This is a genomic window from Brevibacterium metallidurans, assembly GCF_037101285.1.
Classification (GTDB): domain Bacteria; phylum Actinomycetota; class Actinomycetes; order Actinomycetales; family Brevibacteriaceae; genus Brevibacterium; species Brevibacterium metallidurans.
Genome location: NZ_BAAAAF010000006.1, coordinates 1 through 17392, shown reverse-complemented (window position 1 = coordinate 17392; position 17392 = coordinate 1). Strand labels below are relative to the sequence as shown.

Here is a 17392-nt window from a genome sequence, read left to right as displayed (position 1 = left end):
ACATCGGTGTGCGCGGCCTCCACAGGCGGTTCCGATCGCCTGAGGAGGGTCGAATGCCCACTGACGTGCAGGTAGGGTGGAGTGCATGAGGCGAGCAAAGATAGTCGCAACACTGGGTCCGAATCAGAATTCCTACGAAGACATCCGCACACTCGTCGATGAGGGCGTCGACGTGGCGAGGTTCAACCTCAGCCACGGTCGCCGCGAAGAGCACGAGGAGAAGTTCGCCTGGGTCCGGCAGGCCGCTCTCGACACGGGTCGCGCGGTCGCCGTGCTCCTCGACCTCCAGGGTCCGAAGATCCGGGTCGGCACGTTCGAGAACGGCAAGGAGATCCTCGAGGACGGGCAGACGTTCACGATCACCAGCCGGGACGTGCCCGGCACCGCGGAGATCGTGAGCACGACGCTGAAAACCCTGCCCTCGGACGTGTCCGTGGGCGATCCGCTGCTCGTCGACGACGGCCGGCTGCGGCTGCGGGCAACCGCGGTGACGGAGACCGACGTCGTCACCGAGGTCGAGATCGGCGGTCCGATCTCCAACCACAAGGGCATCAACCTGCCCGGCGTCCCGGTCTCCGTGCCGGCGCTGTCGGAGAAGGACATCGAGGACCTCAAATGGGGTCTCGAGCTCGGCTTCGACTGGGTGGCGCTGTCGTTCGTGCGCAGCCCCGACGACATCGATGATGTCCACGCCGTCATGGACGAGGTCGGGGTCCGGGCGCCGGTCATCGCGAAGCTCGAGAAGCCGCAGGCCGTTGACCAACTCGTCGAGGTCATCGACGCGTTCGACGGGATCATGGTCGCCCGCGGCGACCTCGGCGTCGAGCTCCCGCTCGAGCAGGTGCCGATCGTGCAGAAGCGGGCCGTCGAGATCGCCCGCCAGCAGGCCAAGCCCGTCATCGTCGCCACGCAGATGCTCGAGACGATGATCGAGGCCTCCCGTCCCACTCGCGCCGAGGCGAGCGACTGCGCGAACGCGGTCCTCGACGGCGCCGATGCGCTCATGCTCTCGGGTGAGACCTCGGTGGGTGCCCACTGGATCGAGGCGATCCGGACGATGAGCCGGATCATCTCCTCGACCGAGGAGCACGGGCTCGACCGGATCCGTCCCCTCGGCACGGTGCCGCACACGAAGGGCGGGGCCGTCACGGCTGCGGCCGTGCAGATCGCTGAGCAGCTCGACATCGATCTGCTCTGCACGTTCTCACAGACCGGTGACTCCGTGCGCCGGATGTCCAGGCTGCGTCCGCGGTGGCCGATCCTCGGCTTCACCCCGGACCCGCAGGTCCGCCACCAGCTCGCGCTGACCTGGGGTGTGCGCCCGTACCTCGTCAAGACCGTGCGGCACACCGACCAGATGGCCAGGCAGGTCGATGCGGTGCTGCTCGCCGACGGCACCGCGCGTGAGGGCGACCAGTCGATCCTCGTCGCCGGTTCGCCTCCCGGGATCCCGGGGTCGACGAACGCTCTGCGCATCCACACCATGGGCGATGCCGCGAAGGGCGTGGCCGCGGCGTACGTGGATTCGACGGACAACGACGAGGACCCGCTGGCCGGGTACGGGGTCGTCGCGGAGGCGCCGATCACCCGGGACATCCCGATCGTGCGGACCCCCGAGGTCTGAGCGCGCGGCCGCCTGAGCGCTGGGCGGGGCCCGGCCGGAGACGATCTCCGGCCGGGCCTTCGCGCGTATCGGCGGGATGGGGCGGGCGGCACCGGGGACCGCCTCGGCGAGGGAAGGGTCGGACGGCACCGGGGAGCGCCTCGGCGAGGATGCGATCCATGTCACGTCAGTTTGCGGAATTCGACGGATTGCTCAACAGTTGTGCAGTGAGTTGAGTCTTCGCCGGCACCCCGACGGGTTCCGGCGCCACCGTCGAAAGGAAGCACATGAGACTGCCGGCTTGGTCGAAGTCGTTCGGAGTGCAGGTGACGATCGCGCTCGTCGCCGGTGTCGTCCTCGGACTGCTCGCCCGGTCCTGGGGACCGGTGAGCGAGGCGCAGGACAACTGGCTCGGGCAGACGCTCGAGACCATCGGGTCCTCGTACGTCACCCTGCTCAAGGCGGCCGTGGTGCCGCTCATCATCACCGCGATCATCGCGAGCATCGGCAACCTGCGCAAGGTGACCAATGCCGCCAGGCTGGCCGTGTGGACGCTGCTGTGGTTCGCGCTCACCGCGTTCATCGCCGTCGTCATCGGGCTGATCATCGGACTCGTCATGCAGCCGGGCGCCCATGCCGACGCCACCGCGCTCCAGGGGCAGGCCCCGACGAGCGAAGGCAGCTGGCTCGGGTTCCTCACGGGTCTCATCCCGGTGAACTTCCTCGGCCTCGAGGTCTCCACCGCACCCGATGAGGCAGGCGCCCTGGTCTCCGAGGTCAACTTCAACGTCCTCCAGCTCATCATCGTCTCCGGTGCCATCGGCATCGCGGCGGTCAAGGTCGGCAAGGCCGCCGAGCCGTTCCTCCAGTTCTCCGAGTCGGCGCTGGCCGTCGTCCAGAAGGTCGTGTGGTGGATCGTGCGCATCGCCCCGATCGGCACGCTCGGCCTCATCGGCAACGCCGTGAACTCGTACGGCTGGTCGACGATGGGCTCGCTGCTGTGGTTCGTCGTCGCCGTCTACATCGGACTCGCGATCGTCTTCTTCGTCGTCTACCCGAGCCTCGCGAAGCTCAACGGACTCTCGGTGCGCCAGTACTTCTCGGGCGTGTGGCCGGCGACCCAGATGGGCTTCGTCTCCCGCTCCTCGATCGGCACGATGCCGGTGACGCAGAAGGTCGCCACCGACAACTTCGGCGTCCCGCAGGGGTATGCGGCCTTCGCCGTGCCCTTCGGCTCGACGACGAAGATGGACGGCTGCGCGGCCATCTACCCGGCGATCGCCGCGGTGTTCGTCGCCCAGTTCTTCGGCATCGAGCTCGGACCCATCCAGTACCTGCTCATCATCTTCGTCTCCGTCATCGGCTCCGCCGCGACGGCCGGGACGACGGGTGCCACCGTCATGCTCACCCTCACGCTCTCGACCCTGGGCCTGCCGCTCGAGGGTGTGGGTCTGCTGCTGGCGATCGAACCGATCGTCGACATGGGCCGCACCGCGCTCAACGTCTCCGGACAGGCGCTCATCCCCGCGATCGTCGCCAAGCGTCACGGCATCCTCGATGTCGCCCGCTACGGCGCGAAGCGCGTCAACGGGTACGTTCCCGTGAGCGATGAGGGTGCGGAGGGCACCGTCGCCGAGGCGGACGTAACTTCCGCCGAGGCGGACGGTGCGAGCACCGCGGTCGCACAGACCTCGGAACCCGTGCGCAGTTGAGCTCACCACGCTCATCGAGGCGGTCGTCGGCATCCACGCCGGCGACCGCCTCGGTGTGTCCGGGCGCAGTGCCCCGACGATGCCGGCACGCTACGTCAGTGCTGAAGCTGCGGCACCTCCCGTGCCCGTGGCCGCGCCCACCTCGTGGTCGACGTCGAGGCCGCGATTGAGCGCCCAATAGGCGAACCCGGCGACGACGAGGCCGGCGAAGGCCGCGAGATCGGCGCCGCCGAGGCGCTGGGCGAGCGGTCCTGTGAAGATCGTCGTCGACATCAGGGGGATCTCGACGATGAGTCCGAGGAGGTACGCGACGACGCCGCTGCGGTTCCACCCGCGATAGACGCCGCGGCGATCGAACATGGCCGTGAGGGAGTACCGTCCGCGGCGCACGATGAAGTAGTCGACGAGGTTGATCGCCGTCCACGGTGCGAAGAGGTAGAGGAGGAATGCGAGGTAGACCGACATGGCCTGCATATAGTCCTCCGGCATGGCCAGGGTGAGGACGAGCGCGGCGAGTGCCATGATCGTCGCAGTGACGACGCGCAGGCGCGTGGTGAAGCGCACGGACCGGACGGTGTCGATGACGCTGATGAGGGTGAGTCCGCCGCCGTAGGTGTTCATCGTCATCACGCAGACGAGCCCGCCGAGGGAGATGAGCACCGCGATGCTCCCGAACCCGGGGACGAGGGAGTCGCCTGCCGCAGCGACACCGGCGACAGCGTCCTGGGTGCCGAACCTTGCGGCGATGAGCGCTCCGAGCGAGGTCAGCCATGCCGAGCTCACCGCCATGCCGAGGTAGGTGCACCAGAACATCGCCCGCGTGCTCACCGTCGCCGGAAGGTACCTCGTGTAGTCGGAGACGTAGATCGCCCAGTTGATCTGATAGCCGGCGGCGATGCCGAACTGGATAAGCAGGGGCGTCCATGAGAAGTCGACGTCCGCGGTCGGAGGCTGCGGGGCCTGCACCGCCAGGACGGTGATGAGGAGGAACGCGGCGACGAAGGCGATCGTCACCCAGCGGCTGAGCACGTGGATCCAGGTGTAGCCGAAGATCGCGAGGGTGAGCGTGAGCCCGATGATGAGCACGACAGAGGGCACCGCGCCGAGTCCGAGGGCGACCCCGAGGCTGCTGACGGCGAGGACGCAGCAGAAGACGTTGAATCCGACGTAGTTGATCAGGGCGAGGATGAACACGATCGCGGAGCCCGAATAGCCGAATTGCGGGCGCGATTGGATGAGCTGCGGCAGACCGAGGTGCGGTCCCTGCGTCGAGTGCAGTGCGGCGAAGACGGCTCCGAACGCCGAACCGAGGACTGTCGCGATGATCGTCGGCCACAGCTGCCCGCCGACGGCGACGCCGATGAAGCCCACCGCGATCGTGCCGAGATTGGCATTGCCGGCGACCCACACCGGTGCGAGATGCCAGACCCTTCCGTGTCGTTCGTCGACTGGGACATGGTCGATCGACCGAGTCTCGACCGCGGCCTTCGCTGCTGTGGCCTCGCTCTGTGCCATGGGATCTCTCCGATCATCGATGTGGCGCGGATCACCATCGATCCACTAATATGTATACATATCTTTCATCTGTATGTAAATGCCGGAGGTCGAAACCATGGCGATCGCACACAGTTCCGATGCCGCCCGCGTCGTCGCGCGGCCGCTCTTCACACCGCCGGCGCACGCCAGACAGCACGCGGTGAGGATGCGCGACGGCGTTCTCCTCGCCACCGACGTCTACCTGCCGGCGAACGAGCGGGGTCCCGTGCTGCTCGCTCGCCTGCCGTACGACAAAGCCGGTGACGAGTGCTTCATGCCGGCGATCGCCGCGTGGTTCACCGAACGCGGGTATGCCGTCGTCGTCCAGGACGTGCGCGGCAAAGGGCGGTCGGGAGGAGAGTTCGATGCGTTCGTCAACGAGGTCGACGACGGATTCGACACCCTTGAGTGGATCACCCGACAGGACTGGACGGGCGGACGCATCGGAATGTTCGGCGATTCGTACTACGGCTTCACCCAATGGGCTGCGGCTGCCAGCGGCCACCCTGCATTGGCGGCGATCGCACCCCGGGTGACGACGCCGGATCCGTCAAGCATCGTCTCCGGGGGAGTGTTCCGTCTCGAGATGGCCATCGCCTGGGTGCTCGAGACCTTCCTCGACGAACGGCTCTTCGACTGCCGCGGCGACATCGACTGGACCGTCCGTCCGCAGGCCGACATCGCCGCCGCGGTGCTCGACGGACGGCACCCTCCTGTGCTCGACGAATGGGCCCGCGGCATAGTTCCGCCGGCGCTGGGGACGCCGGGGACCATTCCCGCACTGCACCTCGTCGGACTCGATGACTTCCTCGCCGGCGCAGGCCTCGCCGCGTGGGCGCAGGCGAGCAGCGGGCCGGCCGAACAGCAGCTGCTCATCGATGCCCGCGACCATGCGTGGACGGCGCGGGAGACGGCGGCTCCGGGAGCCGCGGCGGTGCCGGAAGGCGACCCGCATCCGGCCTTCCTCGAGGAGTACCTCGGTCCGCTTCTCGTCTTCTTCGATCGTCACCTCGGCGCAGCACTGGTGCTCGACGGGGCCCGGCGGACTGCCGCTGCAGCGGCCATCGCACCTGTGCGGTGGCGCATCGACGACGGAGCGTTCCACGCTGCGGCGCAGTGGCCTCCGGCCGAGGTCGAGGCGCGGGCCTGGTTGCTCACGGTCGATGGCGGACTCGACGCTGACGCCGGTGCCGGTGCGGTGCAGCCTGAGCCGGAGAGCCCCGGGGTGCGCGGTTTCGTCCATGACCCGGCCTCACCCGTACCGAGCGCAGGGAACCCCTTCTTTCCCAACCTCGACCGGACCGACGAGAGCAGACTGCTCGAACGAGATGACGTCCTGACCTTCACCTCCTGCGCGATGCCGCGGCCGCTGATCCTCCTCGGCGCAGGTGCCCTCGATCTCATCCTCGACATCGACGCGCCCGCCGGGGACAGCGGGACCATCGGACACGTCATGGTCGAACTGCTCGACGTCGGCCCGGACGGAAGCGCGGCATCCATCACCGAGGCGGCGACCGCCGTGGACGCCGGCGACGACAGAATCCGCGTGGCTCTTCCGGCCGTGGGATGGGAGCTTCCCGCCGGCCACCGGCTCACGCTCGCGCTCAGTGCCAGCAGCCATCCGCGATACCTCCTCCACCCCGGCACGGCGGAGGATCCGTGGACGGCACGAGGTGGGGAGCGGCGAGCCTACCGGGTCCACCTCGGCGGGGAGAGCAGACTCGAGGTGGATGTGAGAGGAGACGGACGATGAGAGGATTCCGACCCCAACGAGCCGAGCCCGCGACGGAGCTGTCGACTGCCGCGCGCGTCCACGCGGAGCTGCGTCGGCGCATCATCCACGGAGAGCTGCCGGCCGGGACCGCGCTGAGCGAGAACGGACTCGCTGCGGAGTTCGAGGTCTCCCGGACCCCGGTGCGCGAAGTGCTCCGGGAGCTCATCACCGAAGGACTCCTCGAAGTCGGGGCCCGTCGGCAGAACATCGTCACCGACTGTCCCCGGGAACGCGCACGGGAGATCGCGCTGATGCTCGGCGCGCTCGGAGAGCTCGTCGCCCACGAGGCGCCGCAGGTGCTCGGTGCAGGCGACTCCGACGAACTCCACCTCATCCTCATCCGCGCCGAACGGGAGATCGCGGCAGGCAGGTCGCATGATGCGCTCGACAGCTTCGACCATTTCCTGATCCGGCTGGCCGAACTCGCGGGACTGCCCATCGTCGCGGACACAATGCGCCGCCTCTGCGCGCACGTGCGACTCGCCGAAGGCGCGAGCGCGCTGGACCGGGACCGGCAGCAGGGGCAGGTGGCACTGCTGCGCGAGCTCGCCGAGGCGATCGACTCCGGCGACCGAGAGGCGGCGCGGACACGGATGCGGTCGGTCACCTCGGCGAGCGGGCCCCACGCGGGTGACCAGTAGGAATGCGGTGCAGGCGAGTCGGATTGAGCGATTCGCCGAGTCGTAGTGTAGATTCGGTGACGTACACCACGCGGGTGTAGTTCATCGGTAGAATGAGACCTTCCCAAGGTCTAGAGGCGGGTTCGACTCCCGTCACCCGCTCGAAGAGCCTCCGGAGGATATCGTCCCCGGAGGCTCACGTGCTTTCCTGAATGCGAAAGAGGCGACCACGGTGAGTGGTCGCCTCGCTTGAGTACCGGATGTGGGACTCGAACCCACACGTCTTTCGACAACGCATTTTGAGTGCGCCGCGTCTACCGATTCCGCCAATCCGGCTCGCCGTCGGACGATGCCGACGACACCGACAACTCTACGACAGGCCTCGGCTCATGCCCAATCCCCGGCACCCAGGATGCCCTGGCCCCTGGTGGCTCTCCTCACAGGGGAATCCGGCGATGGGCCGGCCTGGCCTGGTCTAGACTGGTGCCGTGCTTTCCAACAGCGAACAACCCACCTCAGATGAATCCGTGCCCGTCCGCCGCGTCGTCGTGGCCGAAGACGAGGCCGTGATCCGTCTCGACATCGTCGAGATGCTGCGCGAAGTCGGCTACGACGTCGTCGGCGAAGCCGCCGACGGCGAATCAGCCATCCGCCTGGCCGAAGAGCTGCGCCCCGACCTCGTCGTCATGGACATCAAGATGCCGATCCTCGACGGCATCGCCGCCGCCGAACGCATCGCCAAGGCCCGCATCGCCCCCGTCGTCCTCCTCACCGCGTTCTCGCAGAAGGAACTCGTCGAACGCGCCCGCGACGCCGGTGCGATGGCCTACGTCGTCAAGCCCTTCACCTCGGCAGACCTCATCCCCGCTCTCGAGATCGCGCTCTCGCGCCACGCGGAGATCAGCTCGCTCGAATCCGAGATCTCCGACCTCACCGAGCGATTCGAGACCCGCAAGCTCGTCGAACGCGCCAAGAGCCTCCTGCAGACCTCGATGGGTCTGAGCGAGCCCGAGGCCTTCCGGTGGATCCAGAAGACCTCGATGGACCGCCGTCTGACCATGCGCGAAGTCGCCGAGACCGTGCTCAAGCAGATCGGCGCGAAGAAGGACTGAGTGCCCGCAGACAGAGAAGAGGCCCGCCCCGGAATCCGGGAGCGGGGCTCTTCTCTGCCCGCTACCGCCTCGGCGGGGGACTCATTCCTGCTCGCAACCGCCTCGGCGGGGATCAGGCCCTCGACGCGAGGATCATGTTCGTGATCCGCACGATCGAGAGCAGCCTGCCCTCCTCATCGGTCATCCGCACCTCATGGGACATCAGGGTGCGGCCGCGGTGGAGCACCTCGGCGCGCCCGGTGACGAGCTCACCGCGCATCGCCCGCAGATGAGTCGCGTTGAGGTCGACACCGACGACATTCTTCCCGCCGCTGGTGAGGAACGAATGCATCGAGGCCAGCGACTCGGCGAGGACGACGTGGCCGCCGCCGTGGAAGAGGCCCATCGGCTGCGTGTTGCCCTCGACCGGAACCGTGGCGCTCATCCAGTCGTAGCCGATGCCGGTGAAGACGATGCCCATCCGGTTCGCGAGTCCCCCGCCGGCGCCGCCGGCGTTGATCTGCTCGAGCATGCCGAGAGCCTCGGCTTCGGTCGTCTCCTCGGTGAGGCTTGCGTGCGGAACCACCATCGATCTCCTTCATGTCCGTGATGAACGCTAGGCTATTGCATGTGAGTCACGCTAACGAATCCCTCCTGCTCATCGACGGTCACTCCCTTGCCTACCGGGCCTTCCACGCCCTGCCGGCGGAGAACTTCGCGACGAGCACCGGTCAGACGACGAACGCGATCTTCGGCTTCGTCTCGATGCTCATCAACGTCCTCCGCGACGAGTCGCCGAGCCACGTCGCCGTCGCCTTCGACCTGGGCCGGGAGACCTTCCGCCTCGAGGAGTACCCCGAGTACAAGGCGGGACGGGCGAAGACTCCGCCCGAGTTCCACCCGCAGATCGACCTCATCAAGGACGTCGTTACCGCGATGGGCATCCGGGTCGTGACGAAGGAGGGCTATGAGGCCGACGATGCGCTGGCGACGATGGCCCGCCTCGGACGCGAAGCCGGAGCGGACGTCGAGGTGATGACCGGGGACAAGGACTCGTTCCAGCTCGCCACCGACGCCGTGACGATCCTCTACCCGAAACGCGGCGTGAGCGACCTCGTGCGGATGACGCCGGCCGCGATCGAGGAGAAGTACGCGGTCACTCCCGCCAACTACCGCGGGCTCGCCGCCCTCGTGGGGGAGAAGGCCGACAACCTTCCCGGTGTGCCCGGAGTGGGGGACAAGACCGCCGCGAAGTGGCTCAACGCCCACGGCGACCTGCCCGGCGTCCTCGCCCATGCCGACGAGATCGGCGGGAAGGTCGGGGAGAAGCTGCGCGATCACCTCGGCGACGTCGAACGCAACTACCGGCTCAACCGTCTCATCGACGATGTCGACCTCGGCCTGAACTACTCCGACCTCCGCTGGGGCCAGGGCGACCCCGCGGAGCTGGCGAGCCTGTTCGACCAGCTCGAGTTCCAGGCGCTCGGCAAACGGTGGGCTGCCGCCTTCGGTGACGCCGGGACCGCGGAGGCGACCGCCTCGGCGCCGGCCCGTGACACCGAGATCGTGACCGTCGACGTGCCCACCCTCATCGATTCCATCGCCGAGGCGGACGTCCTCGCTCTCGACTCCGACGGCACGTACGAACTCGGTCACGGCGACATCCGCTTCCTCGCCGTCTCCGCGCAGCCGGGCACCGCCTCGGTCGTCGACCTCCACGAGGCGAGCGAGGACGAACTCGTCGCCCTCGGAGAGGCTCTGCGCAGCTCCGCGCTCATCTTCCATTCCTCGAAGCTCCAGCTCAAAGCGCTGCGGTCGGTGGGGATCGATCTCACCGACGTCGCCGGGGACACCGCCCTGGCCGCCTACCTGCTCGTGCCCGATCAGCGCAGCTACGAACTGCGCGACATCGCGCTCGAACGCGCCGGCATCGAACTCGAAGCCGGAGAGGCGAAGGACGGTCAGCTCGCCCTCGACCTCGACACCGAGGCGACCGCGCGCACCCATGGGGCGAACGCGGCCGCCCTCCTCGAAGTGCACGAAGTCCTCGCCGCCGCCATCGACGAGGCGGACATGACCCAGGTCTACCGCGACATCGAACTGCCGCTGGTGCCCGTGCTCGCGGCGATGGAGATCGCCGGCATCGCGATCGACGAGGACGGGCTCGGTCAGCTCGTCGAGGACTTCACGAAGCAGGCGGAGGCGAGTGCCGAGCTCGCGTACGAGGCGATCGGGCACGAGGTCAACCTCGGCTCCCCGAAGCAGCTGCAGACGGTGCTCTTCGACGAACTCGACATGCCGAAGACGAAGCGGACGAAGACCGGATACACCACCGACGCCGAGGCGCTGGCCGAGCTCTACGTCAAGACCGAGCATCCGTTCCTCCAGCATCTGCTCGCCCACCGGGATGCGACGAAACTGAAGCAGACCGTCGTCGGCCTCGGCAAGACGGTGGCCGAGGACGGCCGCATCCACACGACGTACCAGCAGACGGTCGCGGCCACCGGGCGACTGTCCTCGCTCGACCCGAACCTGCAGAACATCCCCGTGCGCACCGAGTCGGGCCGGCGGATCCGGGAGATCTTCGTCGCCGACCCGCAGGTCGAAGGCGGGCTTCTCCTCACCGCCGACTATTCGCAGATCGAGATGCGCATCATGGCGCACCTGTCCGGCGATGCCGCGCTCATCCAGGCGTTCAAGGACGGCGAGGACCTCCACTCGTACGTCGGGTCGAAGGTCTTCGGCGTCGGCATCGACGAGGTCGACGCCGGCATGCGCTCGAAGGTCAAGGCGATGTCGTACGGGCTCGTCTACGGCCTCTCCGCCTACGGGCTCTCCCGGCAGCTCGCGATCGGCGTCGACGAGGCCCGCGACCTCATGGACCAGTACTTCGAGCGCTTCGGCGCGGTCAAGGACTACCTCGACGACATCGTCGACCAGGCGAGGGAGAAGGGGTACACGGAGACGATCATGGGTCGTCGCCGGTACCTGCCGGCCCTGCACAGCGACCGCCGGCAGCTGCGGGAGATGGCGGAGCGGGCCGCCCTCAACGCCCCGATCCAGGGCTCGGCCGCCGACATCATGAAGATCGCGATGCTCAAGGTCGCCGACCGGCTCGAGGGCTTCCGCTCCCGGATGCTGCTGCAGGTCCACGACGAGATCATCGTCGATCTCCACCCCGAGGAGGCGGACGAGGTCAAGGCGATCGTCACCGAGGAGATGGGTTCGGCCTTCGAACTCGACGTCCCTCTCGACGTCAACGTCGGCACCGGCATCTCCTGGCACGCCGCCGCGCACTGAGGGCGGCGCGCTCGCTCAAGCCGGCCGCCACTTATCGAAGCGAGGAACGTTCGAAAAGTGCTGGCCGGCTTGAACGAGACGGGGCTTGCGCTCGGCGCGTCGAAATGTGTGCTCCGGCTTGAACGAGGGTGACGTCGCCGAGGTGGCTGGCCCCCTGCGCGTCACCTGTCCGCGCGCGTCGATTGCCGCACGCCACAGGCGCCCGCGCGACTCAGGCGTCGGGGAGGGTGGTCGAGAAGATCACGGTGCCGGGCATGAGCGCGCCGCGCAGGGGAGACCAGCCGCCCCACGCGGTCTGATTCGACTCCGGCCACTCGGGCTCGGTGACCGAGTCGATGCGGAAGCCGGCAGCCACGAGCAGGCTCACCCAGTCGCCCATCGTCCGGTGGTGTTCGGCGTAGACGGGTTGACCGTCGGCGCCGATCTCGACGTACGGGGTACGGTCGAAGTACGAGTACTCGACCGTCAGCCCCGATTCGCCGGGCACGTCGGGGAACATCCACCGCATCGGATGCGTCGTGGAGAACACCCACTTCCCGCCCGGACGGACGACGCGGGCCACCTCGGCGAGGACCACCTCGGCGTCCTTGACGAACGGCAGGGCACCGTACGCGGAGAACGCGATGTCGAAACTGTTCGAGGCGAACGGCAGGGACCGGGCGTCGGCACGGACGAAGGTCGGGGGAGTCGCCTCGGCGGACAGCGGATTCTCCCGCTGCAGCCGGGACGCCTGCTCGAGCATGCCCGCGGACAGGTCGACGCCCGTCGCGATCGCCCCCTCCTCGGCCAGCCAGCGCGAACACTGCCCGGCCCCGCACCCGACCTCGAGGATCTGCCGGCGGGCGACGTCGCCGAGGAGGTGGACGTCGGATTCGTGGATCCCCTCGGGACACCACATGAAGTCGGAGGCGCCGAGGAAGCTGCCGTGCTCGGCGAGGTACTCCTCGGCGGAGTTGTCCCAATAGCTGCGGTTGGCCCGCACCGACGCCTCTTCGTCGATGGGCAGATACCCCCCGCTGATGACCTCGGTCGAATAGCTTCCGTCGCTCATGAGTCCTCCGCGAATCGAGGGGCAGATCTCCTCGGATCCCGAGGGTGCATTCACGCCCTGAATGATGCTAGTATTGACAACCGTATGTGCGTATGCATACGAGTCCATAATCGTAATCGAGACCGGATGCGACTCCCACAGGCTGTGCAAGCACCCCAAGGGTATCGGATCCGGGACACAATTCCATCGGAGTCCCTACCTATATGACCACCACCACGCCGGAATCGGTGCAGCCGAAGCAGGTCGCTGTCAATGACATCGGAACCGCTGAGGACTTCCTCGCCGCCGTCGACGAGACGATCAAGTACTTCAACGATGGCGACATCGTCGAAGGCACCGTCGTCAAGGTCGATCGCGACGAGGTCCTCGTCGACATCGGATACAAGACGGAAGGCGTCGTCCTTTCGCGTGAACTCTCCATCAAGCACGATGTCGATCCCGGCGAAGTCGTCGAGGTCGGGGACCCCATCGAGGCACTCGTTCTCCAGAAGGAGGACAAAGAGGGCCGCCTCATGCTGTCGAAGAAGCGTGCGCAGTACGAGCGCGCCTGGGGCGACATCGAGAAGATCAAGGAAGAGGACGGCGTCGTCACCGGCACCGTCATCGAGGTCGTCAAGGGCGGCCTGATCGTCGACATCGGCCTGCGCGGCTTCCTTCCCGCCTCGCTCGTCGAGATGCGTCGCGTCCGCGACCTCGCCCCCTACATCGGGCAGCAGGTCGAGGCGAAGATCATCGAACTCGACAAGAACCGCAACAACGTCGTCCTCTCGCGTCGCGCCTGGCTCGAGCAGACCCAGTCCGAGGTCCGTCACGACTTCCTGCAGACCCTGCAGAAGGGCCAGGTCCGTCCCGGCGTCGTGTCCTCGATCGTCAACTTCGGTGCCTTCGTCGACCTCGGTGGTGTCGACGGACTCGTGCACGTCTCGGAGCTGTCCTGGAAGCACATCGATCACCCGGGTGAGGTCGTCACCGTCGGTGACGAGGTCACCGTCGAGGTCCTCGACGTCGACATGGACCGTGAGCGCGTCTCGCTCTCGCTCAAGGCGACGCAGGAAGATCCGTGGCAGCACTTCGCGCGCACCCACGTCATCGGCCAGATCGTGCCCGGCAAGGTCACCAAGCTCGTTCCGTTCGGCGCGTTCGTCCGCGTCGAGGACGGCATCGAGGGCCTCGTCCACATCTCCGAGCTCGCCGTGCGCCACGTCGATCTGCCCGAGCAGGTCGTCTCCGTCGACGAGACCATCTACGTCAAGGTCATCGACATCGACCTCGAACGCCGCCGCATCTCGCTCTCGCTCAAGCAGGCGAACGAAGGCGTCGACCCCGAGGCCGAGGAGTTCCTCGACCCGGCTCTCTACGGCATGCCGCAGGAGTACGACGAGGACGGCAACTACAAGTACCCCGAAGGCTTCGACCCCGAGACCAACGAGTGGATCGAAGGCTTCGAGGCGCAGCGCGAGGTCTGGGAGCAGCAGTACGCCGCCGCCCAGACGCGTTGGGAAGAGCACAAGAAGCAGGTCGCGAAGGCCATCGCCGCCGACGCCGAAGCCGGCGCCGCGGACACGGGCTCCGACGCCGCTCCCGCCACCGGGTCCTTCTCCTCCGAGGAGTCGGGCGACGAGGGCACGCTCGCCAGCGACGAAGCACTCGCAGCTCTGCGTGAGAAGCTTGCAGGCAGCTGACATCAGCGCAGTGAAGGGCTCCCGGTCGACCGACCGGGAGCCCTTTGCATATGCGCGCATCCGACCGTGGGCGTGGTACGCCCTCCTGCTCACCCTCGCCAGCGTCTGCGTCTTCGGGGGCGTCGCCGCCGATCCGGGCGGCCAGGTCTACGCCGGCAACGACGACTCCTCGCTCTTCATCTGGTGGCTCGGCCACGGCGCCGAGGTGCTCGCCGGCCACCTCGGATTCGGCGACGGGGTCGCGGCGAACGAGGGATTCCTCTTCACCGAGGCGATGAATGCCCTCGGCGGGGGAGTCAACGGCGCCTGGAACACGTCCCTGACCGGCATCGCGATCCTCCTGGCCCCGCTCACCTGGGTGGCGGGACCGGTGATCTCCTACAACGTCCTCATCCTCGCCATCCCCGTCCTCACCTCGCTGGCCACTGCGGTGCTCTTCACCCGCTTCCTCCGCCGGGCGCCCGCCTTCACCGCGGCCGCCGGAGTCGGGTTCTCCAGCTACACAGTCGCCCAGCTCTCCGGCCACCCCAACCTCGCGTTCGCGATCGCCCCGCCGCTCGTCGCAGCCCTCGTCCTCGCCCTCCTGGCAGGGCCCCGCACGGGCCGTCCCCGCGGACGCCGTTTCTGGCTGCTCAGCCTCGCCCTCGGTCTCGTCCTCGCCTTCCAGTTCTACGTCTCCACCGAGGTGCTCGCCGGCACGTTCATCGCCTTCCTCTGCTTCATGGTCGGCCTCGTCCTCTGCGGCCGCAGGCTGCTCTCACGGGCTGGCTGGCTGCGGCTGGGAGCCGGCGGCCTCCTCGGCGCCGGGATCGCCCTCCTGTGCGCCCTGCCGCTGCTCATCACGATGACCGGACCCAACGCGCCGGCAGGCGCCATCCGCCCGCACGGGGTGTGGAACACGGACATCCTCGACCTTGTCATCCCCGCCGGACCGACCCTGCTCGGCACCGGCGAATCCCCGCTGCGCCGGGTCATGGACATCGACACCGCCGAGATCGGCGCCTACGTCGGCATCCCCGCCCTCCTCGCGGCGCTGCTCATCGTCCTCACCCTCGGCCGGACGGCGCGCTGGCGGATCCCCGTGCGTGTGGCCGCCGTGACCGGCACCCTCGTCTTCCTCCTCTCGCTCGGTTCGCCCGTGCTGCTGGGCGGATCGATCCTGCTGCCCACCGGCCCCTTCGCCCTCGTCGAAGCGATCCCCGTGCTCAACAACGTCCTGCCCATGCGCCTCGTACTCCATTCGACGATCGCGCTGTTCGCGATCCTCGGCTGCGGACTCCAATGGGCGCTCGACCGCCGGCGGACTCCGCGCGGCATCGCCCTGCTCTGCCTCCTCGGCGTCTCGGCGGTCGTCGTCCTCCCCGGCGTCCAGCCGACCCGTGAGGTCTACGTCCCCGAGTTCTACCGCTCGACGGTCGCCGAGGTGATCCCGGAGGGCTCCGTCGTCAAGACCCTCCCGCGCCCGCTGGCCTGGGCCGAACCGCACGCTGACGAAGCGATGGTGTGGCAGGCGGTGAGCGGATTCCGGTACCGGGAGACCGGCGGCTACTTCATCGGTTCGGCCCCCGGCTCGCCCGTGACCTACGCGGCCCCCGAGGACGGCCTCGATACGGCGCTGCGCCCGAGCGTCTTCAACGGCGCACCCGTGCCGTCGGCCGACGACCCCGCCGTGGTCTCCGGCATCGAGTCCCTGCGCGCCGACGGCGTCGACTTCATCGTCATCGCCCCCGACGCGCCCTTGGCCACCGGGGGAGACGGTCAGCTTGAAGGGCTCCTCACCGAGGCGGTCGGCCCGCCGGTGTTCTCCGGCGACGGCGTCGTCGTGTTCGGCCTCGCCCGATGAGCCGACTGGGCAGGTCGGTGACTAAGCTGGCCCCATGCTGAGGATCGGACTGACCGGGGGAATCGGAGCGGGCAAATCGACGGTGGCGGGCCTGCTCGCCGACCGGGGTGCCGAGATCATCGACGCGGATGTGATCGCCCGCGAGGTCGTCGCCCCCGGGGAGCCGCTGCTCGACGTCCTCGCCGAGGCGTTCGGAGATGACATCATCGCCGCCGACGGGGGACTCGACCGGGCCACCCTGGCGGCCGTCGCCTTCGCCGATCCCGATTCCACGGCCCGCCTCGGTGCCCTCATGCACCCGGTCATCCGGGACCGGACCGCCGAGCGCTTCGCCGACTCGAGAGCCGAAGTGGTCGTCCACGACGTCCCCCTCCTCGTCGAGAACCATATGGAGGTCGGCTACCACCTCAGCCTCCTCGTCGACGTGCCCGCCGAGGTGCGGCTCGAGCGTCTCGTCGCGACCCGCGGCATGGACCGGACCGACGCCGAGACCCGGATCGCCCGGCAGGCCGACGACGCGCAACGACGGGCCGCGTGCGACGTCCTCATCGCCAACACGGGCACCGTGGACGCGACCGCGGCGCTCGTGGACCGGCTGTGGACCGACCGCCTGGCGCCGTTCGCCGCCAACCTCTCCGCCGGTCGGCCGGCACGCCGCGAGGCGGAGGCGGCACGAGCGGAGGCGGGTGACGCCGGCTCGCACCTCGGCGGTCGCCGTGACGGGGATGTCGAGCGGCTCATCGCGAAGCTGCGCCACGGGACCGGTGAGGAGTTCCCGATCACCTCGGCCGATGCCTCGCCGATCGGACCGATCCGGGTCGAGCTCACGGTTCCCGACGCCTCCGTAGTCGAGGCGCTCTCACCGCGGTTGAGCGCGCTCGGCTACCCGCCGGTCGCCGAGGCAACCGCAGCCACCGCGCCCGACGGGGGTCCGGAGTCCACTGCCGACGTCGGTGCCGATACCGGTGCGATCTCCCGACATGCGAATGCCGATCCCGGTCTGCCCGTCGACCTCGAGGTCCGGATCGGCTCGTGAGCCCCATCCTCTGAGTCCCGTGATGCTCCTATGCTCAGTCAAGCGGCATTGAGGAGAAATTTGCGATACCTGCTTGCGAACTCATCATCGCGTGATTTGCCTCGTTCGATCGTCGAGACCTTCATCGGCCACACACCGAACTCC

At 68.2% G+C, this 17392-nt stretch carries 12 protein-coding genes and 2 tRNA genes; 10 read left to right on the top strand and 4 right to left on the bottom strand.

What is annotated here, in order from left to right; all coding sequences use genetic code 11:
• Nucleotides 1-85: 85 nt before the first annotated feature.
• Together pyk and AACX88_RS09175 are read left to right on the top strand one after the other, a co-directional pair.
• The gene (gene pyk / locus AACX88_RS09180; protein ID WP_339392705.1) at nucleotides 86-1624 is read left to right on the top strand and encodes a pyruvate kinase; all 1539 of its coding nucleotides are present in this window, start codon (nucleotides 86-88) and stop codon (nucleotides 1622-1624) included.
• 266 nt (nucleotides 1625-1890) lie between these two features.
• Nucleotides 1891-3315 carry a dicarboxylate/amino acid:cation symporter gene (locus tag AACX88_RS09175; protein ID WP_339392704.1) on the top strand — a complete coding sequence of 475 codons (1425 nt, stop codon included), beginning with the start codon at nucleotides 1891-1893 and terminating at the stop codon, nucleotides 3313-3315.
• A 90-nt stretch (nucleotides 3316-3405) separates the two neighbouring features.
• On the opposite strand, the gene AACX88_RS09170 is transcribed toward AACX88_RS09175, so the two are convergent.
• Nucleotides 3406-4830, bottom strand: coding sequence for a purine-cytosine permease family protein (locus tag AACX88_RS09170; protein WP_339392703.1), 1425 nt, complete (start codon nucleotides 4828-4830; stop codon nucleotides 3406-3408).
• A 97-nt stretch (nucleotides 4831-4927) separates the two neighbouring features.
• On the opposite strand from AACX88_RS09170, the gene AACX88_RS09165 reads away from it, so the two are divergent.
• The 3 genes from AACX88_RS09165 (at nucleotide 4928) to AACX88_RS09155 (ending at nucleotide 7407) form a co-directional block, all read left to right on the top strand.
• Entirely contained in the window at nucleotides 4928-6604 is a 1677-nt protein-coding gene (locus tag AACX88_RS09165; protein WP_339392702.1) for a CocE/NonD family hydrolase, read from the top strand.
• Nucleotides 6601-7266 carry a GntR family transcriptional regulator gene (locus AACX88_RS09160; protein ID WP_339392701.1) on the top strand — a complete coding sequence of 222 codons (666 nt, stop codon included), beginning with the start codon at nucleotides 6601-6603 and terminating at the stop codon, nucleotides 7264-7266. The genes AACX88_RS09165 and AACX88_RS09160 overlap by 4 nt, the downstream gene beginning before the upstream one ends.
• A gap of 70 nt (nucleotides 7267-7336) precedes the next feature.
• Nucleotides 7337-7407: transfer RNA gene (locus tag AACX88_RS09155), tRNA-Gly, on the top strand.
• A 92-nt stretch (nucleotides 7408-7499) separates the two neighbouring features.
• On the opposite strand, the gene AACX88_RS09150 is transcribed toward AACX88_RS09155, so the two are convergent.
• A tRNA-Leu gene (locus AACX88_RS09150) sits at nucleotides 7500-7581 on the bottom strand.
• Between the two features lie 152 nt (nucleotides 7582-7733).
• On the opposite strand from AACX88_RS09150, the gene AACX88_RS09145 reads away from it, so the two are divergent.
• Nucleotides 7734-8357 (top strand): ANTAR domain-containing response regulator, encoded by a 624-nt coding sequence (locus AACX88_RS09145; protein WP_051995515.1) that lies wholly within the window; start codon nucleotides 7734-7736, stop codon nucleotides 8355-8357.
• A 112-nt stretch (nucleotides 8358-8469) separates the two neighbouring features.
• Here AACX88_RS09145 and AACX88_RS09140 read toward each other — a convergent pair whose 3' ends face one another.
• Nucleotides 8470-8925 carry a hotdog fold thioesterase gene (locus AACX88_RS09140; protein ID WP_339392700.1) on the bottom strand — a complete coding sequence of 152 codons (456 nt, stop codon included), beginning with the start codon at nucleotides 8923-8925 and terminating at the stop codon, nucleotides 8470-8472.
• A 41-nt stretch (nucleotides 8926-8966) separates the two neighbouring features.
• On the opposite strand from AACX88_RS09140, the gene polA reads away from it, so the two are divergent.
• Entirely contained in the window at nucleotides 8967-11636 is a 2670-nt protein-coding gene (polA, locus tag AACX88_RS09135; RefSeq protein WP_339392699.1) for a DNA polymerase I, read from the top strand.
• 211 nt (nucleotides 11637-11847) lie between these two features.
• Here polA and AACX88_RS09130 read toward each other — a convergent pair whose 3' ends face one another.
• On the bottom strand, nucleotides 11848-12687 hold the full coding sequence (locus AACX88_RS09130) for a class I SAM-dependent methyltransferase (protein WP_339392698.1): 840 nt from the start codon (nucleotides 12685-12687) through the stop codon (nucleotides 11848-11850).
• A gap of 203 nt (nucleotides 12688-12890) precedes the next feature.
• On the opposite strand from AACX88_RS09130, the gene rpsA reads away from it, so the two are divergent.
• The 3 genes from rpsA to coaE are packed head-to-tail and all read left to right on the top strand — an operon-like array spanning nucleotide 12891 to nucleotide 17248.
• Nucleotides 12891-14369: a 30S ribosomal protein S1 gene (gene rpsA / locus AACX88_RS09125; protein WP_339392697.1), complete on the top strand. Its 1479-nt coding sequence runs from the start codon at nucleotides 12891-12893 to the stop codon at nucleotides 14367-14369.
• A complete protein-coding gene (locus tag AACX88_RS09120) occupies nucleotides 14347-16212 on the top strand; it encodes a hypothetical protein (protein ID WP_339392696.1) in 1866 nt (621 codons plus the stop codon). Before rpsA ends, AACX88_RS09120 begins: the two co-directional genes overlap by 23 nt.
• Before the next feature lie 34 nt (nucleotides 16213-16246).
• A complete protein-coding gene (gene coaE / locus AACX88_RS09115; protein WP_339392695.1) occupies nucleotides 16247-17248 on the top strand; it encodes a dephospho-CoA kinase in 1002 nt (333 codons plus the stop codon).
• Nucleotides 17249-17392 lie beyond the last annotated feature (144 nt).

Excerpts from the sequence above, each read along its gene's own strand:
- pyk (WP_339392705.1), top strand. The coding sequence starts at position 86 with ATGAGGCGAGCAAAGATAGTCGCAACACTGGGTCCGAATCAGAATTCC.
- AACX88_RS09175 (WP_339392704.1), top strand. The coding sequence starts at position 1,891 with ATGAGACTGCCGGCTTGGTCGAAGTCGTTCGGAGTGCAGGTGACGATC.
- AACX88_RS09170 (WP_339392703.1), bottom strand. The coding sequence starts at position 4,830 with ATGGCACAGAGCGAGGCCACAGCAGCGAAGGCCGCGGTCGAGACTCGG.
- AACX88_RS09165 (WP_339392702.1), top strand. The coding sequence starts at position 4,928 with ATGGCGATCGCACACAGTTCCGATGCCGCCCGCGTCGTCGCGCGGCCG.
- AACX88_RS09160 (WP_339392701.1), top strand. The coding sequence starts at position 6,601 with ATGAGAGGATTCCGACCCCAACGAGCCGAGCCCGCGACGGAGCTGTCG.
- AACX88_RS09140 (WP_339392700.1), bottom strand. The coding sequence starts at position 8,925 with ATGGTGGTTCCGCACGCAAGCCTCACCGAGGAGACGACCGAAGCCGAG.
- AACX88_RS09130 (WP_339392698.1), bottom strand. The coding sequence starts at position 12,687 with ATGAGCGACGGAAGCTATTCGACCGAGGTCATCAGCGGGGGGTATCTG.
- rpsA (WP_339392697.1), top strand. The coding sequence starts at position 12,891 with ATGACCACCACCACGCCGGAATCGGTGCAGCCGAAGCAGGTCGCTGTC.
- coaE (WP_339392695.1), top strand. The coding sequence starts at position 16,247 with ATGCTGAGGATCGGACTGACCGGGGGAATCGGAGCGGGCAAATCGACG.